This is a genomic window from Vitreoscilla massiliensis, assembly GCF_001457815.1.
In the GTDB taxonomy this organism is placed as follows: domain Bacteria; phylum Pseudomonadota; class Gammaproteobacteria; order Burkholderiales; family Neisseriaceae; genus Vitreoscilla; species Vitreoscilla massiliensis.
The window spans coordinates 582,044-602,009 of sequence record NZ_LN898219.1 but is presented as its reverse complement, the minus strand read 5'-3'; the positions used below and the strand labels follow the sequence as shown (position 1 = coordinate 602,009).

Genomic DNA, 19,966 nt, shown 5'->3' with positions numbered 1-19,966 from the left:
CAAGCAATAAAAAACCCGCCGAAAGGCGGGTTTTTTTTAAATCAGTATGCTGATTATTTAGCAGCAGAAGCTGAAGATGCAGCAGCTGGAGCTGAAGCAGCAGGTGCAGAAGCAGCAGGAGCAGAAGCGGCTGGAGCAGCAGGTGCTGACGCAGCAGGTGCAGACGCAGCAGGAGCTGACGCAGCAGGAGCTGACGCAGCAGAAGCAGCAGCAGGAGCTTGTTCACCACCACAAGCAGCCAAGAACAAAGACATTACGGCAGCAGCCAACAATGATTTTTTCATTTCATTAAACCTTAATTAAAATTAAATACAACTGTGTTAAAAGTTAAAAAGTTGTTTTGTTCACACATTATTTATTGCTAATGCTGTGCTAAAACCACCTTTTAATTCCTTGCTTTCGAATTGAGATGCATTATGCACCAGAGTTTTTAACATTGCAATTTACCCAAAACTGCCAAAAACCCACCCTTAACAAATTTAATCATTAATATCACTCTGACTTCACATAAGCCTCACACAAGCCACATACAGGCTGAATTTTGCTTACTTTTTAAGCAAACCATCACACATGTCTCACACAGCCTCCGCAAATTATTTCAAAATAGCCACAACATCTACTGGTAAGTGCTGTGACAATTTTGCAACAAGCCTTATTAACAGGCCAAATAGCGTCACGCAGCCCATAAACCGCCTATCGCCACGATAAAAATTTTCGCCGACACAGGTGTGTGCTTCCTTTATAATGGTGGCCAATATTCAATAATCATCAGAGATGCCCCATGCCTATCCAAAAAAACGATGTTGTCAGCTTGCAATATGAGATGTACGACGCCGACAACCAATTAATTGACAAAACCGAACAAGCCATCAGCTATTTGCACGGCGGCTATGACGGCATCTTCCCCTTGGTTGAAGAAGCTTTGCATGGCAAAAATGCCGGTGATGTGGTCGATGTGACTTTAACCCCTGACGATGCCTTCGGTGAACAAGACGAAGAGTTGATTCGCATCGAAGACTTGGAAGCCTTCCCTGTCGATGTCGAAGTGGGCATGATGTTTGAAGCCGATGATCCTGAAAGCGGCGATGTGTTGATTTACCGCGTTACTGAAATTGCCGATGGCAAAGCCGTGGTTGATGCCAACCACCCATTGGCCGGCATGCGCTTGCGTTTTAAAGCCACAGTGACCGACATCCGCCCTGCCACACACGAAGAAATTGAACATGGTCATGCCCACGGTGAGCACGACCACCATCATTAATACACTCATTGGTCGCTAAGCATAAGCGGCCTGTAAAGTATTTCTCCAACCCGTTTTCCCGCAAAACGGGTTTTTCATTTCAAAATTCAGAACATTTATCCAAACAAGATTTCATTTTTCGGAACATTTTCGTTTAATTACCGAAATCAAGACAAGGCTTGCCAAGCTTGCTAGACTCCAGTCCTGTATCCAAATACCCCTAAGTATTATTGATCGTCTACATCAACAGGAGTCAGTACATGGCACAATACCAACAAGCAGCACAATTGCAAGTAGATGAAATTTTGTATCAATTCATCGAACAAACCTTGATTCCCAACCACGCTCATGTGGAATCTGCCAGCTTCTGGCAAGGCTTCAGTGACTTGGTGCACGAATTGGCACCTGTGAACAAAGCCTTATTGGAAAAGCGCGATGTCATCCAAGCCAAAATGGATGAGTGGTGCAAACAACACCCAGGCGCGATTCAAGACCAAACCGCTTACCAAGCCTTCTTAAAAGAAATCGGTTACTTGGTCGAAGCGCCTGCTGACTTCAGCATCGCCACCCAAAACGTCGACGTGGAAATTTCCGAACAAGCAGGCCCACAATTGGTGGTACCAATTAACAATGCCCGTTATGCCATCAATGCTGCCAATGCTCGTTGGGGCAGCTTGTACGATGCTTTGTACGGCACCAATGCCATCAATCAAGACGGCGACTTGGCCGCTGGCCGCGAATACAACAGCAAACGCGGCGCCGCGGTGATTGAATTTGCGCGCAACTTCTTGGACCAAGCCATTCCTTTAAGCACAGGTTCACACAAAGACACCACTGCTTACGCGATTGTGAACGGTGAAGTGGAAGCGACTTTGCAAGACGGCTCTAAAGCTGCGTTGCAAAACCCAGCTTTGTTTGTCGGTTACACCGGTGATACTGCCACTCCTGCTTCATTGTTGTTCTTGCACAATGGCTTGCATTTTGATGTGGTCATCGACAAAACCAGCGCCATTGGTGCGCAAGATCCTGCTGGCATCAAAGACGTGATCATGGAAGCGGCTTTGTCTACCATCATGGACTGTGAAGACTCTGTGGCTGCAGTAGATGGCGAAGACAAAACCTTGGTATACCAAAACTGGTTTGGTTTGATGCAAGGCACTTTGGCCGAAGAAATCAGCAAAGGCGGCAAAACCTTTACCCGTCGCATGAATGCCGACCGTGTTTACACTGGCAAAGATGGCCAAAGCTTCAAATTACCGGGTCGTTCATTGTTGTTCATCCGCAATGTCGGTCATTTGATGACCACTCCAGCGATTTTGGACAAAAACGGCAATGAAATTCCTGAAGGCATCATGGACTGTGTGATGACGGCTTTGATTGCCCATTACGACTTGAGCCGCGGTGAAAACACCAACAGCCGCACTGGTTCGGTTTACATTGTGAAACCGAAGATGCACGGTCCTGAAGAAGTGGCGTTTGCCAACCGCTTGTTTGGCGCCGCCGAGAAATTGGTGAACCTGCCTGCCAATACCTTGAAAATGGGCATCATGGACGAAGAGCGCCGCACTTCTGCCAACTTGAAAGCCTGTATCGCCCAAGCGCAAGAGCGCGTGGTGTTCATCAACACCGGTTTCTTAGACCGCACTGGTGATGAAATGCACACCTCTATGTACCAAGGCGCGGTATTGCGCAAAGGCGACATCAAAAACACCGGTTGGATTAAGGCTTACGAAACCCGCAACGTGCAAATCGGCTTGGCCTGTGGCTTGGCTGGCAAAGCCCAAATCGGTAAAGGCATGTGGGCGATGCCTGACTTGATGGCCGAAATGTTGGAACAAAAAATTGGCCATCCTAAATCTGGCGCCACCACCGCTTGGGTACCATCACCTACTGGCGCGACTTTGCATGCATTGCACTACCACCAAGTGAATGTGTTTGAGGTGCAAAAACAAATCTTGGCAGCGCCACAAGCGTCATTGTTAGACGAATTGTTAACGCCGCCGTTGGCTGAAAACACCGATTGGTCTGCGGCTGACAAACAGCAAGAGTTGGACAACAACTGCCAAGGCATTTTGGGCTATGTGGTGCGTTGGGTTGAGCAAGGCGTGGGCTGTTCTAAAGTACCAGACATCCACAACATTGGCTTGATGGAAGACCGCGCCACCTTGCGCATTTCCAGCCAACACATTGCCAACTGGTTGGTACACGGCATCGTGACCGAAGCCGAAGTGCGTGCCACCTTGGAACGCATGGCGGCAGTGGTCGACAAACAAAACGAAGGCGATGCGGAATACACGCCTATGGTCGGTCGTTTTGACACCTCACCTGCCTTCTTGGCAGCGTGCGACTTGGTATTCAAAGGCACTGCACAGCCAAATGGCTATACCGAGCCTTTGTTACACCACTGGCGCCAAGTAGCCAAAGCACAATAAGCCACGCCTTATTCACAGATAAACACACACATTTGGCAGCGGCCTGTAACATTTACAGGCCGCTTTTTTTTATTTTCACACCACAGGTGTTAGAATTGCTGTGACTTGTTTAGCATATTGGGTCATAAGCCTGTGTGCGACAGCTGCTCCCCCTCACCTCACAAGGAATGCCATGTCAATTGATGCCAACGCACTGATGAACCATTTGCTTAGCAGTTTTGAACACAACACCCCGCCAGAAGGTGGTTGGTACATCGAAGCCGCACTGCGCAAATTGCCTTGGAATCAGCGTTTCAACAGCTTAAAAGCCATCGATGCCTTGATCACTTCACACCGCAAACAGCGCGCCATCACCGATGCGCAAGCATTTTTGGCCGATACCGACAAGCGCAATACCTTATTGTTGTTGGCGGCGTATTTGGGCAAGGTATTGCAACACAGTACCGGTTCACGAGCGACTTGGCATTACCATGCCGATTTTGTCGCCGCCAATCCAGCCGAACACCAACACATTGCCCACTCCTTCAATACCGCTTTGGTGTTGAAACTGGGTGAGCAATGGGTGCTGCCCGTGAGTTTATTGTGTGACCAATTCTTCGATGCCCATGCCCAACAAAGCATCAGCCACCACATCGAAAACATCATCCACCGTGAGCAATATTTCCAAAGCCAAGACCACACCGAATCCATGCACTTATTGCTGCAAATGGTGGCACACCACGCTCACCTACCTGGTGGTTTGGCCCATGCTGAAATATTGGCCACGCAAGAATGGGACTACTCGATTTTCAGTCTAGACCGCTTGGATGCGGTATTGCAGCAAGTGCGCAGCAGCACAACATTTCAGGCCGATACGTGGATTAAAGACAGCAGCGAAGCCAATTTCCTGATGTGGGCCAGCAGTTATTTGGCTGCCACCATTGCCAATATCGCCCAAGCGCCGCTGCGCTGGTGGGGGCATGCCGACACCGAAAAACTGATGCAGCAAGATTTGCCGGAATCCTTGGCCTCCAGCCGCGTCGCCCAAATCGACCAAACCCTGTATTTTGTCATGGGCTACATCAGCGATTATTTGCTTGGCCTTAACGACAAATCCACCAGCCAATACGGCCAATTTGTGTTGGCACAATTGCATAATTTCCCACAAACGCCGTTAAAAGCGCAGACCAAAATGGCACCGAATGTGCCCGCCTTGTGGAAAAATGCCATGATCAATGCCGGCCAAACCGCGGCGCACATGTTCCACCAATTGATCAATAACCCACAACAACAAGCGCTGCTATTGCCGACTTTGTTTGATGGCGGCTTGTTTGTGCAAGCGCTGGACAATGGTGAAACCGTAGAACAGCATTGGCACAACAATCCCAACCAGCGCGCGTATTTGAGCTTGGCCTATGAAGCAGACGCTTTTTTTGCCACCCAGCGCATGGATGCCATCCAAATCGATACCATGGTTGACGATGGTACCGGCAATGAATTCGCCATGGGCATTACTGTGCCGTATTATGCGCACCACGATTACCGCGGCTTCCAAATCCTGCGCCCTTATTTCACCCAATTGCCGGCAGAACAGCGCCACGACTGGGAAAGCTTGGGAGAGTATTTCTTCAACGGTGTGCAACAATTTGAGCAAGCACAAGCGCCGTTCTGGAAAGGCTATTACAGCGGTGTTTTGGTCAGCTAAGTGCTGACTGCGTGTGAATATCTGAATATCAAGCGGCCTGTAATTACTTACAGGCCGCTTTTTTAGGTATTGAGGCGAATATAGTCTTATCTTAAGCTACATGATTATTGCAAATACGATGCAGCAAGCCGTTCAGGGGTGTGGTCTCACTGTACAGAGCATTCCTACCTGCTCACCAGCTTGAGCCCATTTAATCATCCTATTTTGCAAGCTGTTGATGCTCAGAAAGCGGCCTGTAAACTGTTACGGGCCGCTATTGAGGTATTTGCAATAATTAAGAGCCATTATCTCTAAGCTAGCAAGCTGCAATGGTTTGTCACAAGGTTGCTTACTTGTCCTATTGGATGGCAGCGAAATTGCATTCCCTGCACTGGCTTTAACACATTCAACAAGCGGATTATGCAAGTCGCTCATGGCCATATAGCGACCTGTAACAGTTTACAGGCCGATATATAGCTGTATTTACAAACACATAAACATATCTTCTGAATCCACGATGCCTCTATGGCACGACACCAAAACGCGCTCGGGTACGGTCTTGGTTGATACACATCTTGCTTACTCGTTCCAAAACCTTGCCCTATTTATATTGAGTTTGCCCAAGCCAGCCACATAAAAAAGCGGCCTGTAAACATTTACAGGCCGCTTGATACGCTCACTCACGCCAGTTACACGTCTTTGGCTTGAGGTTTGATTTTGTCTTCTGACAAAGCCAAGGCCTCAATTTCCGCGTCGCTCAAGGTTTTATCCGCTTGTGACATCACTTCCGACACCGATGCATCAATCACCACTTCGCGTTCTTGTGCTTCCATTTCGCTGGCCGGCGTGTCCACATCTGCGCTAAGGTCATCAGTATTCAGCGTGACCTTAGGCATGGCCGCTTTTTGCTGCACCGAGCGAGGCACTTCGTCACCATGCACCGCTTCAACTTGGAACTCGTCCAATTCTTGCGCTTCCATTTCACTGGCAGGTGTGTAAGCCGTGGTTGGATTAGCAGCGCCTTCAGGTTGCAGCGCAGCCGCCACCATTTGCGCGGCAATTTGGTCTTCGGCCTGTGCTTGCACATTGGCGTCAACGCGGATCAAATCAATGATTTTCTCAGCCACCACATCGTGGAAGTAAATCACGTCGGTCGCGCCCGCTTCGAGCAGCATTTTTTGCTCTTCCTCGTTTTGTGCGCGCGCAATGATGCGCAGATGCGGATTCAATTGCAGCGCTTGTTTGATGATTTCCACCGCTTCGATGGTGTCGCTGATGGTGACTATCAAGTCGCGGGCGTGTTCCACATACACCGCTTCCAACATGCCTTCGGTCAGCGCATGGCCATAAGCGACAGGCACACCTTCAAAACGCAATTGTGTTGCCACTTCCAAACGGCTTTCCTGCACCAACACGGTTTGCCCTTGTGCCAACAAGGCTTGCAAGACTTTTTTACCGATGACACCATAGCCGATTAACACGCTGTGGTGGTGCGTGGTCGGTACCACCACCATGTCTTCGTCTTCAAACACAATCGACAAAGGCTTGATGGGCGCGGCCACTTTGGCACGCGGTTTGGCATCCAACACCGGGCTGGCGCCATCATCATTGGCATCGGCCTCTGCGCCCACAGCCGCAGGTGCGGCATGGCTTTCATGCGCAGGCACACGGTTTTTCTTCTCTTTGTACTTGTTCAAAGCCACAAACAAGAACGGATTCAAAATAATCGAAATCATGGCTGCGGCCAAAATGGCATCGTTTTGTGCCGGCTCCAAAATCTTGTAGCTCAAGCCCAAAGAGGCAATCATGAACGAAAACTCACCGATTTGCGCCAAAGACACCGCAATGGTCAAAGCGGTAGTTTTCGGATAACCAAACAGCTTCACAATCATGTAAGCCGCCAAAGACTTGCCGACGATGATGATGAATAAGGTGGTCAATACCAACACGATGCCAGAGGCCGTGGTCAATACTTCGGGATTGAACAACATGCCCACCGACACGAAGAACAATACGGTAAAAAAGTCACGCACCGCGCTCGATTCTTCTTCGGCGGCGTGGTTCATCTCGGTTTCGCTCAAAATCATGCCGGCGAAAAACGCGCCCAAGGCAAACGACACATGAAACAAATAGTTCGCGGCAATGGCACAGCCCAAGGCTATCGCCAACACACCCAAGCGGAACAAGTCTTTATTGCCGGTGCGCACCACTTTTTTCAGTAGCCATGGAATCAGCTTGTTGCCACCTACCATCATCACCACGATGAACAAAATCATCCAAAAACAGGTTTTGGCGATTAAAAACGCCACTTCGGTGAAGCCCATGCTTGCACCTTGGCCAGACAACAAACCTGCCAAAGCCGGTATCAATACCAGCACAAACACCATGGCAATGTCTTCTACAATCAACCAACCGATGGCAATGCGGCCTCGATTAGAATCTTTGATGTGCCAACGCTCCAAAGCCGCCATCAACACCACGGTACTGGCACACGACAAGGCCAAACCAAACACCAAGCCAGCGCCCCAACTCCAGCCCATAATGGTAGCCAAACCCATGCCCAAAATAGTGGCAAAACCCATTTGCACGACGGCGCCAGGCAAAGCCACTTTACGCACCGCCAACAAGTCTTTAATCGAAAAATGCAAACCGACGCCAAACATCAGCAAAATCACGCCCAATTCGGCCAATTGGTGTGACAATTCCAAATTGCCTTGCATGCCCGGTATTCCCGGCCCAAATGGACCCACCAAAATACCCGCAAACAAATAGCCTATCAGCGGTGGCATGCGCAGGCGCTGCGCCACCATCCCCAAAATGAAGGCAAACACCAAGCCGCCCACAATGGTTTCAACAAGTGGATAAGAATGCTCCATGGCACTCCTTTATATAGAATAGAGTTAACAGATGACGATGTGAATCGAAGGAGAAAGTGTCAAAACCCACTGATGACGAGGCATCACTGACACACATAAAACGAAAAAGCCGAATATTAAGCGTGTTCACCAGCCGGCGAGACCACTTTAATATATCGGCTTTTACTGACTTTTGGCAACCGTTTTATGCCAATCAGTTCATTTTTAACGCATATTGCCAAAAATCTTAAGCTGCATGCAATATTTTCCACAACATTTGACAAGCGGTGACGGTGAGCATGCATGCAAACGCCAGTTTCAATTTGCGCGGCGGCAATTTGTGCGCCACTTTCACCCCCAACGGTGCAAATGTCACCGTGCCTATGGCCAAACCAATGAGCGCAGGCAGATACACAAATCCCGCCGCTCCGGTAGGCAAATCGGCGACATGCCAACCATTCAACAGATAACCGATGCAGCCCGATAAGGCAATTGGCCAACCCAGTGCCGCAGATGTACCGACCGCATTCACAATCGGCACATTGCAAAACAGCATAAACGGCACCGACAAAGAACCACCGCCTATGCCCACCCACGATGACAACATGCCAATAAAGCTGCCAGAAGCGGCAGAGCCGGTCACACCCGGCATTTGACGGCTGGCTTTGGGCTTAAAGTCCATGAACGTCTGCGCCGCTATCACCAAGGCAAACACCACAAACACCGATTGCAATGTCAGCCCCGGCACATATTTGGCCAAGCTGGCACCGACAAACGTGCCAACTATCATCCACGGCGCCAATTTCCACACCAAATCCCAACGCACAGCCCCACGTTTGTGCTGCGCCAACACGCTGGAAAAACTGGTAAACACCATCACCGCAAACGAAGTACCGATGGCCAAATGTTGGCTGTATTCCGGTCCCACGCCTTGATGCGACAGAATCCACACCATAATCGGCACGATGATCAAGCCACCGCCCACCCCCAATAAACCTGCCCAAAAGCCCGCAAACGCACCTGCACACAACATCACCAGCCACGTGGTGGCATCCAAACCCATCACCATTTTTTGCTACGCCTTACCCGAAAAAATAGGCCGCACATGCGGCCTGTAAATCAAATTATGCTTCTTCCCAACTGCCCGCTTGCTCCACCAAGGCCAAAGCCGCGGCTTGGTGTTGTTCTGCCAATGCCGTTTGCTCAGTCGCTTTAAACACTTTGGCCAAGGCCAAATGTGCTTGTATGGACGGCTGTTGTGACAAACTGGCTTCCAAATAGCTTTGTGCCTTGCCCCACAATTGGCGCTGATACGCAGCCTCACCCAAGGCCAACAGCAAATCGGTGTCTTCGCGGTAAGTCTTTAACCATCCATCGGCCGCTTCAAAAGCCTGTTGTTGCTCTTTGTCAGACAGATTTTCTGCCGATTCAAACAAAACTTTCAACAAAGCCACATCGCGGTTTTGTGGGTAATGGGTTTTCGCCCATTTCACTGCTTGCGCATACAAGCCCAATTGCTGAAAACGTTCGGCAATTTCCACGCTTAAGCCGCCTTTTTGATCGGCATCAGGAATGCGTTTCAAGCAAGTCTTTAAGGCCTTGGCATCATGACATTGCGCCAACAATTGGCGATAAGCCACCCATTGGTATTGCTGCAATTCGGTCGCGCTCAAAGCACCGGCTTTGCTCAATTGTTCGGTCAAGCGCAACACTTTCATTGTGTCTTTTTGGTCAACTGCCATGCGCAATTCCAATTGTAACAAGCGGGTCAGCCCCGGATTGAGTTTGCGTGCAGCATCAATCGAAGTTTGCGCCGCCTCGTAATCATAGCGCTCTAAAGCACTCTCAGCTTCTAACAAATAACGCGACAACTGCATGGACTCAGGCAAAGCCGCCAAACGCTGCAAATAGCCTTGTTTGGCCGCATCGTCATTGGTTTGCTCGGCACTGTAAGCGGCCAACATCAAGGCCAAAGGCGCGGCATCACCGCACTCTTTGTTTTTCAACACCTTATCGGTTTCGCTTTGCGCTTTTTGAAAGCGGCCTTCAAAAAAGGCCTGACCGGCTTCGTTCAACGCATCGGCGACTTTGGCACTGCGACGGCGCTTGCCATAACGGCGCATACCACCTGGAATAGAAACCAAACGTCCCAATAACGACATGAATAAATACAACACCACCACAAACACCACAGTGCTTAGGATAAAGGTGTTGAGCGAGACCCGGCGCAACTCGTCACCGACGATGATGAACACATTGCCTGGATAGGAATGGGTGAGCACCGCTACCGCGGCTGCTCCGGCAAACAAGACCACCAACCAAATTAATGCCTTCATGCGCGCCCTCCTTTGACTTCAGGTTCGGACGCAGCCTTAGGTTTGGCCGGCACGGCAGGCGCACTGGCGGCCGCAGGCGGCGTCGCCGCTTGTGGCGCAGACGCATTCAATGGCATAGTCGGTACGTTGAACACACTGGTTTCGTCTTGCGATTGTTGCTGGAATTGCTGTACCGCGGCCAAGCTGTTTTTCAGACCATCGGCAGCATTGCCACCCAATTGAATTTGTTGTACTTGTGCCAAGTCTGCCAACCACGCTTTGGTCAAAGGATCGTTCATGTCGTAATAGCTGCGCATGGCAGTATCAACGGCCTGTAACTCTGATTTGTACAATTCACTTTGTTGTTGCATCAAGGCAATGCGGGCACTGACCAAATGCAAGCGGATGTTTTCTTTCAAATACTCGCTTTGCTCAGGCGAAATCAACATCGCGTCTTTGTTGTCCAGTTTGCGCACTTCAACCAAACCCTTAAAACTGCCTTTGATGCCATTCCAGACATTTTGCCACCACGACAATTTCGGATTACTGGCCGCTTCTGCAGCTTCGGGCTTGGTTAACACGCCTTCTAACAAGGTTTTCAAACCATCGACACGGCTTTCCAAGCTGCTGATCATCACCGCTGTTGAGGTCACGTTGACATTGGAAGCACCTTGGCTTAAGGCAATCAAATCGGTACTGATGGCTTGTTTTAAAGGCACCAATTCCGGTTTATCAAATTGGTTCAGACGGCTTTCGATGCTTTTCAACGATTTGATGGTGGCTTCTTTATTGCCCGTGAGCAACAATTGCTGCGTGGCCACATTCAAGCTGAACTCGATTTCATCCACCAGCCATTGATGGCGCGATTTCACCAATTGCTGGTAAGCCTGATCGACTTGGTTCAATTGGTTGTTCAAACGCTGATTGTCTTGCTGCAACAATTGCAATTTCTTTTGCAAGTCTTGCTGATCAGCCTGAGTCTTTTTCATGGATTGCATGGCGTCGGCATCGCCAATTTGAGCAGTGTCGATTTTATGACTGACCGAGGTGTCTAAATTTTTGAGGGTATTTTGACCTTGTACAAACAATAAGCCGCTGGCCCCCAATGCAATCAAAGACAAGACCAACGCACCTGCGCCTAAAGCCTTACCACTGCCTTGTTTGATAACGACCGGTTGTTGTGGCGCATAATTGGCCACGGCTTTGGTTTCATTTGAGGCTGTTTGTGATGCTTGTTCTGGTTTTTCTTGAGGTTGCTCTGCCATATGGCCCTCCTAAATAAATAATTGCCTCTTGATGCATTTTTAATACCGAAGTGCACAAATTGACAAACAAATGCTGTTGTTATGATGGTAAGAGATACTCGCGCAACAGTTTCAAAACGCTGCTATGGCCTTGTTTTCCAACCACAACCCGTCCTGCACCCATTGCATTCAATTCATCGGCGATGCGTTGATGGATGGTGAAGTATAACAAGGATTGGAGTTTGGCACGCAAATCTGCCGGTACTTGTTGAAACAAGATGTCGACCGCCTCGCGTGAATACACACACACCACCAATTGATAGCTCTGGCTCAATTGGCGAAACCGTTCCCAGTCCAGAGCTTGTTCAACACGCTGGTATAAAGACACGGTTTGTACCGATTTGCCCATGCCCAACAATTGATTGGTCAGCCAATCCCGCCCACCTTCACCATTGATGATGGTCACATGACGCAAGGCAGAATCCTGCCACAAAGGCATGCGCAATACCGCTTCGCTGTCCAAACCGTCTTGTGGTGCATTGGCAGTGGCTTGCGGGAAATACTGGTAAAAACACCCCAAAGTCCCGCTGCCCACGCACACATTGTGCAACGGTGGATTCACACGCAAGTGGTAAGCACTGATGATGGCATTGGCGCTGACCCAGAATGCCACATCGGTTGCATTCAAGCGCTGCTGCACATCTTCACGGGTGTGTGGCAATAACTTCACATCCATGCTGGAAAACAGCTCGGCCCGCCACCCTTGTTGCTGGCAATAATTCAACAGCGATACAGCTTGTGCCTGTGGTCTGACCACCAATACGCAATGCTCCATGCTTTCTTCCGTTTTATGATTGGGCTAATACGGCCTGTATCAATTGATGGGCGCCATCATCGGCCAATTTTTTGGCCACTGCACGCCCCAAACTGTCGGCATACGCAACTGGCGCTTGCGCTTGCGCCGTTAACACCACCGAACCATCGGGATGGGCCACCAAACCATTCAAGGTCAGCACCCCATCCTCTTCGGTTGCATACGCCGCCAACGGCACTTGGCAACTGCCATTCAAAGCCCGAGCCAATGCCCGTTCTGCAGTCACACAAGCTGTGGTTTGCGCATCGTTCAGCGGTGCCAACAATGCAATCACCTCATCTGCAGCCGCCAAGGTTTCTATACCCAACGCGCCTTGTCCGGCCGCAGGCAAACTCTCTTGTGGCACCAATACCGCACGGATGCGCTCTTCCAATTGCAAGCGTTTTAAACCTGAGGTGGCCAAAATAATGGCATCGTATTGGCCTTCATCCAATTTGCGCAAACGGGTTTGCACATTGCCGCGCAAAGGCTGTACTTGCAAATGTGGGTAGCGTGCGCGCACTTGTGCCTCACGGCGCAAGCTGGCCGTGCCGACGATCGCGCCGACTGGCATTTCCGCCAAACTTTGGTATGCATTGGACACAAACGCATCGCTTGGGTCTTCACGCTCGGTAATCGCCGCCAAGGCAAAGCCTTCAGACAAGACCATGGGCACGTCTTTAATTGAGTGCACGGCCAAATGCGCACGGCCATCCAATAAAGCCTGTTCCAACTCTTTGACAAACAAACCTTTGCCGCCAATTTTCGACAAAGTCTTGTCCAAAATCTGATCGCCTTGGGTGGTCATGCCCAAGATGCTCACTTCGATTTGAGGATACAGCTGCTGCAAGCGTGCCTGTATGTGCTGTGCTTGCCACATCGCCAACACACTCTCACGCGATGCGATAACCAATTTTTGCATAGTGTTGTGAACCATCTAACGAAATAAATGCCAAGCAGTTTACCATAACCATTTTGACTGCATAGCGGCCTGTATCAATGCAATCCCACCCCATTCTTATTGAGCTTTAACTTCATTTTCCACAATTTTGTGTGAACTTAATGACTTAAGCATTCTCACACTGACGCAACAGTCTGTTGAGTGTAAGCCAACACATGGGCATTTTGTACCCGATGTGTTTGACCCTAAAACACCAACCTCAAACGATTCAAGCCATTGTGGCAGATTACGGAGGACATCATGGGTATCATCATCAGTATGATCATTGGCGGCATCATCGGTTGGATTGCCAGCATGATTATGGGCAGCGGCAACGGCATCCTCATCAACATCATCGTCGGTATCGTCGGCTCAGCTTTGGGCAGTTGGCTGTTTGGTGATGTGTTAAAAATTGGTGGCGCCAAACAAGCCGGTAACTTCAATATTCCGGGTTTGCTGTTTGGCGTCTTGGGTGCGGTGGTCTTGCTGTTTATCATCGGTTTGATTTTCTAAAACCAAGTCAAACACACCCTGTTGCAGACCCGCTGCAACAGGGTTTTTACATGAGCGCAGCCGAACAGGTTAAAATGACGGTGTTTTTCATCAATTGATGTCTTCAGGATGTGCCATGCTCCAAACCGATACGCTTTCCAGTCAACCTGAAACCCGGGTCATCACCTCGCAATCTGTGTCCAGCCAAGAGGAATTGCTGGAACGTGCCTTGCGCCCAAAAACATTGGATGATTATGTGGGCCAACACAAGGCGCGTGAACAGCTGCACATCTTCATACAGGCCGCTAAATTGCGTGGTGAAGCCTTGGACCACACTTTGATATTTGGCCCTCCCGGCTTGGGCAAAACCACTTTGGCCCACATCATTGCCAAAGAAATGGGCGTGAATCTGCGCCAAACCTCTGGCCCGGTATTGGAGCGCGCCGGTGACTTGGCGGCATTATTGACCAATTTGGAACCGCACGATGTGTTGTTCATTGATGAGATACACCGTTTAAGCCCCATCGTTGAAGAAATTCTCTACCCAGCTCTTGAAGATTACCAATTAGACATCATGATAGGAGAGGGTCCAGCGGCACGTTCGGTCAAAATCGACTTGCCTCCGTTTACCTTGATTGGTGCGACGACACGCGCTGGCATGTTAACCAATCCTTTGCGCGACCGGTTTGGCATCGTGGCGCGTTTGGAGTTTTACAATACCGAAGACTTGACCAGCATCGTCAGCCGTTCCGCACAATTGTTGAATTTGGAAATCCTGCCCGATGCTGCAGTTGAAATCGCCAAACGCAGCCGTGGCACACCGCGCATTGCCAACCGCTTATTGCGCCGTGTGCGCGACTTTGCCGATGTGAAAAATTCCGGCCAAATTAGCCTCGACATCGCCGATTCGGCACTGCGCATGCTAGATGTCGACCACGTTGGTTTGGACATGCTCGACCGCAAACTGCTGGAAGCGATTATCACCAAGTTTGCCGGTGGACCAGTGGGACTGGACAATGTCGCCGCCGCCATAGGCGAATCGACCGACACCATCGAAGATGTCATTGAGCCGTATTTGATCCAGCAAGGCTTTTTACAGCGCACCCCACGCGGGCGCATGATTACCGAATTAACCCGTTTGCACTTTAATTTAAGTGTGTAAAACGGCAACTTTACCCAACTTGCGTAAAAGTCAGTTAAAGCATGGCTTTTGTAAACAATCATTGGCAGAATAAAGCCACTTTACTATTTGGAGACTACCATGAGCCGTATTTTATTGGTTGATGACGATACAGAATTAACAGAGTTGCTCAGCGACTACTTGAGCGCCGAAGGCTTAGAAGTGAGCATAGAGCACGACGGTCAAGCAGGTCGCGATGCAGCCTTATCGGGCCAATACGATGTGGTGGTACTTGATTCCATGATGCCGGTCATGAACGGCTTGGACGCTTTGAAAGCCATACGCCAACAAAGCAACATCCCTGTCATCATGTTAACCGCCAAAGGCGACGACATAGACCGCATCATTGGTTTGGAAATGGGTGCAGACGACTATGTGCCAAAACCATGCACCCCACGCGAATTGTTGGCACGCATTTACGCCATTTTGCGCCGCACTGAAAACAACCAAAACAAAACCCCTAATTCAGACACTTTGTTTGTCAGCAATGTGAAATTGATTCCGTCCAAACGCCAAGCGACCAAAGACGACCGTTCTTTGGAATTGACCAGCACCGAATTCAATTTATTGGAAGTATTGATGCGCCATGCTGGCCAAGTGGTGAGCAAAGATACCTTGTCGCAAGAGGCTTTGGACCGCAAACTGGCCAAATTCGACCGCAGCATCGATGTGCACATCTCCAGCATACGCCAAAAATTGGGGGATGCGAGCTTGATTCAAACCGTGCGTGGCTTGGGTTATTTGTTTGTGCGTAACTGATTGCTGTAATCCATGAGCCGTTTATTCCTGAAGATTTTTTCCATCTTCTGTTTGGTCATCATCGCCTCCATCGTGATTGCGACTTTTTCATTTTGGGTCGTGCAAACCACGGTGGCAGATGTGCAGTTTCGCCAACAGCGCAACTTCCAAGCATCGATGATTAACACCAGTGTGGACATCTTCAGCAAACGCGGCGAAGAAGAGCTGGTTAACCTGCTCAAAGATTGGCAACACATGAGTGCCATCAGCAATTTGCTGGTGGTGCGCAGTGATGACCACCGCGACATCTTAAACCGGCCTGTAGACGAGCACGAGCTTGAACAAGTCATCGCATTTACCTCACAAAAACAATCCTCACCCTTAATCAGTGTCGCCACCGATGCTTGGGGTCAGGAATACTATTTCTACATCCGCAATTGGCAGCAAAGCACGCCGAATGTGTTGCCCCGCCCGCCGCTTATCCCCGGTTTGCCTTTGGCACCGGTATGGCATGAACTGATCGTCCTCACCTTGATAGTCTTGGCCGGTTTGGCCGCGGCGTATATCTTGGCCAATTACATCTCCAAACCGATACGCATCTTGCAACAAGGCTTTCGTTCTTTGGCTTCGGGCAATTTGGACACCCGCATTCAACGCAATATGGGCAAACGCCAAGATGAATTGGCATTTTTGGCGATAGACTTCGACGAAATGGCAGACCAATTGCAGCAATTGGTCGAAAAAGAACGCCATCTGCTCCACCATGTGTCGCATGAAATGCGCTCACCTTTGGCGCGCATGCAAGCCATTTTGGGCTTGATCCAGCAACAGCCAGCCAAACTCGACAAACACTTGGGCAAACTGGATAACGAATTAAGGCGCATGGACAATTTGGTCGGCGAATTGCTGACTTTGGCGCGTCTGGAAAACAAAACCACCCAAATCCAATACGAAGACTTGTTGTTCAATGATTTTATCGCCAATTTGGTCGCCGATTCGGTGCCTCTGGCAGAAGAAAAACAGCAATTATTGCAATTAAACGCTTGCAGCAAGCCGATTGTCATCAGCGCCAATGAAGGCTATTTGTATCAGGCTTTTGACAATGTTTTGCGCAATGCCATCAAATACAGCCCGCAAGGCAGTGTCATCAACATCTCGTGCAGCTTGAACAAGCAAGAATTGCTGGTGAACATCACCGACAATGGCGTGGGCGTCGATGAAGCGCAATTGCCGCACATCTTCACCGCGTTTTACCGCGCCGACAGCAGCGGCACCAGCAATGGCACGGGTCTTGGCTTGGCCATCGCCAAACATGTTATTGAGCAACACCAAGGCAGCATCACCGCCAAAAACGTGTTGCCACATGGCTTGCAAATGGTGTTCAAACTGCCTGTGCCCAAGGCCAAATCGGCACGTCAGCAAAAACACCAACAAGCGCAAGCCAATGCCATTGATGGCAATACCACTGCTTAACCTTCCTGCTTACTGTCAATAAAAAAGCCGCTTTCCATAAGAAAGCGGCCTGTAAACATGGTGTGGGTGTTTCACACCCACACATCGGCTTATTCTTCGTCCAATAAGCCTTGTACTTCGTCGATGTAAAGTTGCATCGCGGCATCACTGCTGGTGCCTTTGATGTCTTCCCAAGCGGCGTATTTTTTCTTCGCCACCAAGTCAAATGCACCGGGTTTGTCGCCACTGACATCGCCATCAACGGCTTGTTTGTAGTAAGCATACAACTTTAATAACACTGCATTTTGTGGGCGTTCAGCCAAACTCACCACGTCTTTTTGAGCTTGTTCAAAACGTTGTTGCAAGTCACTCATGGTATTCCTTTTGCTGATTGTTGCTGTAACGAAACTCTATTAGTAACACAACTGCCCATACCGTGCAGCAGATTAAATAGAACAATTGCCCGTGATCACGACTGATTTTGCTTCAACGCTGCTTCAAAATCGGCCTTAGGCATGTAGCCTGATTGTATCTTGCCATTTGGATAGACAATGGTCGGCGTGCCATTGAAACCAAAGCTTTCGCTGAGTTTGGCCAATTTCTCTACCGGATTGTCACACACAGGCACTTGCGCCGGCGCCACGCCATCGCGTATCCACTTGGTCCACGCTTCGGTACGGTTAGGTTGGCACCACAATTGGATGGATTTTTCTGTTGCTTGTGGGTGCAAAGAATCAATTGGCATCAAGAAGGTATAAATCGTCACGTCGGTCATTTGCGCGATTTCATGTTCCAATTTCTTACAGAATGGGCAATCTGGATCGCTGAACACCGCCACTTTGTACTGACCATTGCCACGCACTTCTTTGATGGCCGAATCGAATGGCAAGGCTTTGTAATCGATGCGGTTTAAATCTGCGGTTTTTTCTTCGGTTAAATTGACTTTTTTCTTCACGTCTAACAAATTGCCAACAAACATGTAATCGCCGCTGCCATCCATGTACACCACTTGATTCGGGAACACCACCACTTCATACAAACCTGCAACAGGTGAGGCTTCCACGCTTTTAATCTGTACTTTTTGCTCTGGATAAGCTTGCTCTAATGCAGCCTGAATATTCTTTTTAACACTTGTCATATCCCCTGCTACAGCGGGTTTAGCCGTGCTTGTTGAAGAAGCGGCATTGTTCTTGCTGTTTTCCGTTGTGGCTTGGGGCTGACATGCACCCAACACACAAGTAAAGAGGATGGTGGTAATTAATTTAATCTGCATAAATTTCTCTTAAAATTGATTGCTAAAAAATTCAAACATTGGCAATATTGTCAAAATGCCATATGGCATATTGTTTGACTTTGTAATGATTAAGTTTTTCCACCAGCATCGTAACATATCCAAAGATTTAAGTGGTTCACTGTTAACTAATCACTCGTACGGAGGCTCTATGGCTCAAACTCGTTTGGTAGCAACTGGTATTTCTTCTAAAACTGATGCGGACAAAATTGCACAAGCAGGCGAAGCAGTTGAAGGTGTGCGCTTTGTGAATGTCAATATTGATGATGGCGGCATTGTCGTTACCCATTCTGATGCTTTTAATGCAGACTCATTCAAAGCAGCCATACAAGCGATTGGATTCAATTTTTCATAATGTTATCTACGGTATACCCCATTACGTATACCGCTGAGCGTTACACCCGACACTTTAATGCTTGCTTACACGAAGTGTTACATTGGCCGCGACAATCGCGGCCAAAACTTTTGTTGCTGCACGGCTGGATGGACAGCGCCGACAGTTTTCAAGCAGTGGTGGATGCTTTACCAGCGGAATACGACATTTATGCAGTCAGTTGGCGCGGCTTTGGGCGGTCTCAATGGCAAACCAGCGGCTATTACGAACGCATGGTGATGTTGCAAGATTTGCACCAAATCCTCGAACACATCAGCCCCGATGCGCCACTGCATGTGTGCGGTCACAGCATGGGCAGCATGTTGGCCACCCATTATGCATGCTTGTTTCCCGAGCGCATCCAAAGTTTGACCATGGCCGAAGGCTTTGGCATGCCAGTGCTGGACCAAGCCGCCGAATTGCGAGCGCGTGCGCGCCGTTTTATCACCAGTACCGAGCCCAACCCCAGCATGGTGTTGAGCAGCGTTGCCGCCGTGGCGGAGAAATTGCAACGGCGCAATCCAAACATGGCGCTGGATTTGGCCCACTTTATGGCCGAGGCCTTAACCCACACCACTGAGCAAGGCCTGCATTACCGCGCCGACCCCAAACACCATTTGCCGCAAGCCCATCCATATGATTGGCACCGCATCGCGCCGCTGTGGGCGAATTTGCGCATGCCGACTTTGTGGTTACAAGGCGAGAATTTGCCGCACAACCACTATTTGCAACGCGTGGCGGGTTTATTGCCAGAACGCCAAGCACTGTTGCCCCATTTGGTCGACATCGTCACCTTGCAAGGCGCAGGACACATGTTGCAATGGGAAGCGCCACAAGCATTTGCCGCCGCCTTGGACAAATTCTTGCGCCAAGTAGAGGCGAAGTCGGTACAATAAGC

The 19,966-nt window shown here is 49.4% G+C and carries 18 protein-coding genes; 10 read left to right on the top strand and 8 right to left on the bottom strand.

The window, feature by feature from the left end:
• Positions 1-76: 76 nt before the first annotated feature.
• From BN3003_RS18835 to BN3003_RS08595, 4 genes are all read left to right on the top strand, one after another.
• Positions 77-292 carry a hypothetical protein gene (locus tag BN3003_RS18835; RefSeq protein WP_058356216.1) on the top strand — a complete coding sequence of 72 codons (216 nt, stop codon included), beginning with the start codon at positions 77-79 and terminating at the stop codon, positions 290-292.
• 489 nt (positions 293-781) lie between these two features.
• A complete protein-coding gene (locus BN3003_RS08605; protein WP_058356215.1) occupies positions 782-1,261 on the top strand; it encodes an FKBP-type peptidyl-prolyl cis-trans isomerase in 480 nt (159 codons plus the stop codon).
• Between the two features lie 239 nt (positions 1,262-1,500).
• Positions 1,501-3,672: a malate synthase G gene (locus BN3003_RS08600; protein WP_058356214.1), complete on the top strand. Its 2,172-nt coding sequence runs from the start codon at positions 1,501-1,503 to the stop codon at positions 3,670-3,672.
• Positions 3,673-3,844: 172 nt separating this feature from the next.
• Positions 3,845-5,356, top strand: a complete 1,512-nt coding sequence (locus BN3003_RS08595; RefSeq protein ID WP_058356213.1) for a hypothetical protein — start codon at positions 3,845-3,847, stop codon at positions 5,354-5,356.
• 668 nt (positions 5,357-6,024) lie between these two features.
• Here BN3003_RS08595 and BN3003_RS18830 read toward each other — a convergent pair.
• The 6 genes from BN3003_RS18830 to hemC all read right to left on the bottom strand — a co-directional run bounded on the left by BN3003_RS18830 (position 6,025) and on the right by hemC (position 13,524).
• Positions 6,025-8,211 carry a cation:proton antiporter domain-containing protein gene (locus tag BN3003_RS18830; protein ID WP_082625609.1) on the bottom strand — a complete coding sequence of 729 codons (2,187 nt, stop codon included), beginning with the start codon at positions 8,209-8,211 and terminating at the stop codon, positions 6,025-6,027.
• A gap of 226 nt (positions 8,212-8,437) precedes the next feature.
• Positions 8,438-9,253, bottom strand: coding sequence for a sulfite exporter TauE/SafE family protein (locus BN3003_RS08585; RefSeq protein ID WP_058356292.1), 816 nt, complete (start codon positions 9,251-9,253; stop codon positions 8,438-8,440).
• 61 nt (positions 9,254-9,314) lie between these two features.
• Entirely contained in the window at positions 9,315-10,526 is a 1,212-nt protein-coding gene (locus BN3003_RS08580) for a heme biosynthesis HemY N-terminal domain-containing protein (protein ID WP_058356212.1), read from the bottom strand.
• Positions 10,523-11,770 carry a uroporphyrinogen-III C-methyltransferase gene (locus tag BN3003_RS08575; protein ID WP_058356211.1) on the bottom strand — a complete coding sequence of 416 codons (1,248 nt, stop codon included), beginning with the start codon at positions 11,768-11,770 and terminating at the stop codon, positions 10,523-10,525. The genes BN3003_RS08580 and BN3003_RS08575 overlap by 4 nt, the downstream gene beginning before the upstream one ends.
• Before the next feature lie 79 nt (positions 11,771-11,849).
• Positions 11,850-12,584 carry a uroporphyrinogen-III synthase gene (locus BN3003_RS08570; RefSeq protein ID WP_058356210.1) on the bottom strand — a complete coding sequence of 245 codons (735 nt, stop codon included), beginning with the start codon at positions 12,582-12,584 and terminating at the stop codon, positions 11,850-11,852.
• A 13-nt stretch (positions 12,585-12,597) separates the two neighbouring features.
• Positions 12,598-13,524, bottom strand: coding sequence for a hydroxymethylbilane synthase (gene hemC / locus BN3003_RS08565; RefSeq protein ID WP_058356209.1), 927 nt, complete (start codon positions 13,522-13,524; stop codon positions 12,598-12,600).
• Between the two features lie 279 nt (positions 13,525-13,803).
• On the opposite strand from hemC, the gene BN3003_RS08560 reads away from it, so the two are divergent.
• The 4 genes from BN3003_RS08560 to BN3003_RS08545 all read left to right on the top strand — a co-directional run bounded on the left by BN3003_RS08560 (position 13,804) and on the right by BN3003_RS08545 (position 17,425).
• Positions 13,804-14,055 carry a GlsB/YeaQ/YmgE family stress response membrane protein gene (locus BN3003_RS08560; RefSeq protein WP_058356208.1) on the top strand — a complete coding sequence of 84 codons (252 nt, stop codon included), beginning with the start codon at positions 13,804-13,806 and terminating at the stop codon, positions 14,053-14,055.
• 115 nt (positions 14,056-14,170) lie between these two features.
• Positions 14,171-15,196 carry a Holliday junction branch migration DNA helicase RuvB gene (gene ruvB, locus BN3003_RS08555; protein WP_058356207.1) on the top strand — a complete coding sequence of 342 codons (1,026 nt, stop codon included), beginning with the start codon at positions 14,171-14,173 and terminating at the stop codon, positions 15,194-15,196.
• A gap of 99 nt (positions 15,197-15,295) precedes the next feature.
• Entirely contained in the window at positions 15,296-15,973 is a 678-nt protein-coding gene (locus BN3003_RS08550; protein ID WP_058356206.1) for a response regulator transcription factor, read from the top strand.
• Between the two features lie 12 nt (positions 15,974-15,985).
• Positions 15,986-17,425, top strand: coding sequence for a sensor histidine kinase (locus BN3003_RS08545; RefSeq protein ID WP_058356205.1), 1,440 nt, complete (start codon positions 15,986-15,988; stop codon positions 17,423-17,425).
• Positions 17,426-17,514: 89 nt separating this feature from the next.
• Here BN3003_RS08545 and BN3003_RS08540 read toward each other — a convergent pair whose 3' ends face one another.
• Positions 17,515-17,778: an acyl-CoA-binding protein gene (locus tag BN3003_RS08540; RefSeq protein ID WP_058356204.1), complete on the bottom strand. Its 264-nt coding sequence runs from the start codon at positions 17,776-17,778 to the stop codon at positions 17,515-17,517.
• Between the two features lie 95 nt (positions 17,779-17,873).
• Positions 17,874-18,677: a DsbC family protein gene (locus BN3003_RS08535; RefSeq protein WP_058356203.1), complete on the bottom strand. Its 804-nt coding sequence runs from the start codon at positions 18,675-18,677 to the stop codon at positions 17,874-17,876.
• 169 nt (positions 18,678-18,846) lie between these two features.
• Between BN3003_RS08535 and BN3003_RS08530 the strand changes: the two genes are divergently transcribed.
• Together BN3003_RS08530 and BN3003_RS08525 are read left to right on the top strand one after the other, a co-directional pair.
• Positions 18,847-19,050: a heavy-metal-associated domain-containing protein gene (locus tag BN3003_RS08530; protein ID WP_058356202.1), complete on the top strand. Its 204-nt coding sequence runs from the start codon at positions 18,847-18,849 to the stop codon at positions 19,048-19,050.
• Complete coding sequence (locus tag BN3003_RS08525; protein ID WP_058356201.1) at positions 19,050-19,964, top strand: alpha/beta fold hydrolase; 915 nt, start codon at positions 19,050-19,052, stop codon at positions 19,962-19,964. Before BN3003_RS08530 ends, BN3003_RS08525 begins: the two co-directional genes overlap by 1 nt.
• The last annotated feature ends 2 nt before the right edge of the window (positions 19,965-19,966 follow it).